This window comes from Mesorhizobium sp. M7A.F.Ca.CA.002.09.1.1 (genome assembly GCF_003998555.1).
Taxonomy (GTDB): domain Bacteria; phylum Pseudomonadota; class Alphaproteobacteria; order Rhizobiales; family Rhizobiaceae; genus Mesorhizobium; species Mesorhizobium ciceri.
On record NZ_RZRR01000634.1, the window covers coordinates 1 to 3,400 of the forward strand.

The following is a 3,400-nucleotide window of genomic DNA, read 5'->3' on the forward strand; positions in this document are numbered from 1 at the left end:
GCGTAATGAAGAGGTGAACCCGGCAATTTCCGTGACGGCTGATGTTCATGGCGGCGATGGCGGCGATGGCAATGGCAATGGCCCGTTTGCCGGCGGCGGCGGCGGCGGGGGCGGGGGCGCCGGCATGGTGCTTCTGAACAACGGCGCCATCACTGTTGAAAGCTCGGCCACCGTTGCTGGCGGAAACGGTGGCAATCCTGGCGCCAATTTCGGCGGTGGTGGTGGTGCGGGCATTGTTTTGAACGCCGGCGGCGACTTGACCAACCATGGCGATGTCCTCGGTGGCACGGGCGGGGCTTTAGCCACCGGCGGAACAGCCATTGTGATGGGAGATTCTGGCAGCATCGTCAACGACGGTCGCATTACCGGTGGCCGCGCCGGGGTTTCTGCATCCGCCGGTGCAGCGATCGACCTCAGAAATGGTGGGACGGTTTTTAACAGCGGAGTGATCATTGGCGGCGAGGGCAACGGTGGCCATGCCGGCGGCTCTAACGGCCCTGCTGGCGGAACCGGCAGTGGCGGCGCCCCCGGCTATATTCCCCTGACGCCCAGCAATGGAAACGGTGGTACCGGCATCGTTGGGGCCAATTTGGCGGTGCTTAACGTTGGGGAGATTACTGGGGGAGATTCTTTCTTTGGCCGGGCTAACGCCATCACCTTCACCGGCGGCGTCAACACGCTTTCCCTGCGAAACGGCTCGATTATCACCGGCAATGTCGTGGTGGAGAGTGGCGCGACCGGCTCATTGATGCTCGGGGACTATGACACGCTGCCTTCCACACCGGCCTTCAATGTCTCGAAGCTCGTGAATACGGCCACGGTAGGCGCGAGTGACGAGTTCGTCGGCTTCACGAGCTTTAACAAGGCCGGGACGAATACCGTTACCCTGACCGGCACGGGTGCGCAGGACTGGACCATCGATCAAGGCACCTTGGTCGGCGACACCAACAGCTTCGGCGGCAATCTCACCTTCTCAGGCGTGAACACCGGCGCCGTCGTCTTCGACCAGGCGAGCGACGGTACCTATGCCGGGACCATTACCGGCCCCGGCCATTTCGGCAAGGCCGGCGCCGGTACGCTGACGCTGTCAGGCGACGCTTCCGACCTCGCGGGCAACCTGGGCGTCATGGGGGGCACGCTCGACATCGACACTCAGCTCACCTCTTTTACCGGGATCATTGCTACTGACGGAACTGATCCGGACGAGGGGGCAACCGCAAGAGTTTCAGGGTCGGCCACCTGGACTGCCGACGTCCTTAGGGTCGGGGATTCCAATGGGGATTCCAAAGGGAAAGGGAGCTTGATCGTCGAGAATGGCGGTCAGGTTTTCAACGATTCGGGAGTTGTGGCGTATGGCGCGGGCAGCACTGGCTCCGCGGTGATTTCCGGAAATGATTCGGGTTGGACACTCGTTGATGCCATCGCAGTTGGTCTCTTTGGCAATGGATCGCTCAGCATTGAAAATGGCGGGCAGGTTTCCAGCGGCAACAACGCCATTGTTGGTTGGGATGCTCAAGCCACCGGAATTGTGAATATTACGGGCCCCGGGTCGGTTTGGACAGGCGACTCCATCATTGCCGTTGGCGTCTTGGGCAAGGGCACGCTGACTCTGTCGGAGGGCGGACAGGTTTCGCTTGCCGGGGGTCCTGCTATCGTTGGGTTGGCGGCCCAGCCAGGATCATTCGGAACGCTCAACATCGGTGCGGCAAGTGGGGAAGTGGCGAAGGCCGCCGGCACGGTTGATGCGGCATCGATAGCTTTTGGCGCTGGCACAGGCACGGTTGTGTTCAATCATCTGGGAAATCCCGATGGGTCCGATCTGATTTTCACCCCTTCCCTGACCGGCTTGGGGACCATCCTCCATGAAAGCGGCACGACCGTTTTGGCCGCGGACAGTTCCAGCTTCACCGGTGCCACCACTGTTGCAGGCGGCACGCTTCTTGTCGGGAACCATGCCAGTGCCGGCTTCCTCGGTGGCACGATCAATGTCGAGGACGGCGCCACGCTCGGTGGCTCGGGCACGGTGGGCACGACGACGGTTGCCGATGGCGGGCATATCGCGCCAGGCAATTCGGTGGGTACGCTGACGGTTGCCGGAAATCTGGGCCTCTCTTCAGGGTCGATTCTCGATTACGAATTCGGCAATCCAGGCGGTTCAACCGGCTCTCCGGGGATAAGCGACCGCATCGGGGTGAGTGGCAATCTGACGCTCGACGGTACGCTCAATCTTGCGCAGAGCGGCGACGTGGCCGATGGCACGGCGGGCCTCGGCTATTACCGGCTGATGACCTATGGCGGCAGCCTTACCGACAACGGCCTGGAGATCGGCACGAAGCCGCCGCTTTCCGATCCGGCCGCCTATGAGATCCAGGCGGGCGGCGGCAATGTCGACCTCTTCATCGGAGCGGCCGGCGACGACACGCTGCAGCACTGGCAAGGCGGCGACGGGACCTGGAACACCACGAACGAAAAATGGCTGAACCAGGGCGGCGATACTCTCGTCTCCTGGGCAGGAAACCATGCGGTGTTCAAGAACGAACCGGGCGGCTTCGACGGCGGCACGATCGCCGTCGAAGGAGCGCAAAGCTTCAAGGGCCTGCAATTCGTCGACAGCGGCTACCGCCTGGAAGGTTCCGGCACGCTCGCGATAGATGGTTCCGACAGCGCCGATGGCAATGCCGAGATCCGCGTGCTGGCCGGCACGGCAGCCACCATCGCGACGACGATTACCGGCGCGGGCGGGGTCAGCAAGACGCAAGGCGGCACGCTCGTCCTGGAAGGCAGCAACAGCTATCAGGGCGGCACGCGGCTTCTAGGCGGGATTATTTCCGTTTCTTCCGATGCCAATCTCGGCGCTGCAAGCGGTGCCCTGACATTCAACGGCGGCACGCTGCGGAACACGGCGGCGTTCGCGACGGCGCGCAACGTCACCCTGGATGCCGGCGGTGGGACGTTCCAGACCGATGCCGACCTGACGGCGAACGGCGTCATCTCCGGGACCGGCGCGCTCACCAAGACCGGGGCCGGCGGGCTGGTGCTTTCGAGCGCCAACAGCTACGCCGGTGGGACGACGGTTTCGGCAGGATTCATCACCGCGGCGACGACAGGCGCGCTGGGCAGCGGACCGGTGAATGTCAAGGCCGGTGACCTCCGCTTCATCAATGATGCAAGCGCCGAGAGCCTCGACATCGTCATGGAAACAAACGCAACGATGCGCTTCGATGGCAGTGCGTCGGCGGGAACGGCGACGATCGTCACTACCCAAAGCCGCATCAACTTCAACGACGAAACATCGTCCGGTGCGGCTTCTATCACCGGCCATGGTCGCCGGACGTCCTTCCACGGCAATTCGAGCGCCGCCAATGCCACGATTGGCGTTACAATCCCAGGAACGCTCGAC

Annotated in this window: 1 protein-coding gene; it reads left to right on the plus strand. The window is 63.0% G+C overall.

Going from position 1 to position 3,400, the window contains the following annotated elements; all coding sequences use genetic code 11:
- The coding region (locus tag EN994_RS23515; RefSeq protein WP_206530472.1) for an autotransporter-associated beta strand repeat-containing protein at positions 1-3,400 on the plus strand (3,400 nt) is incomplete at both ends.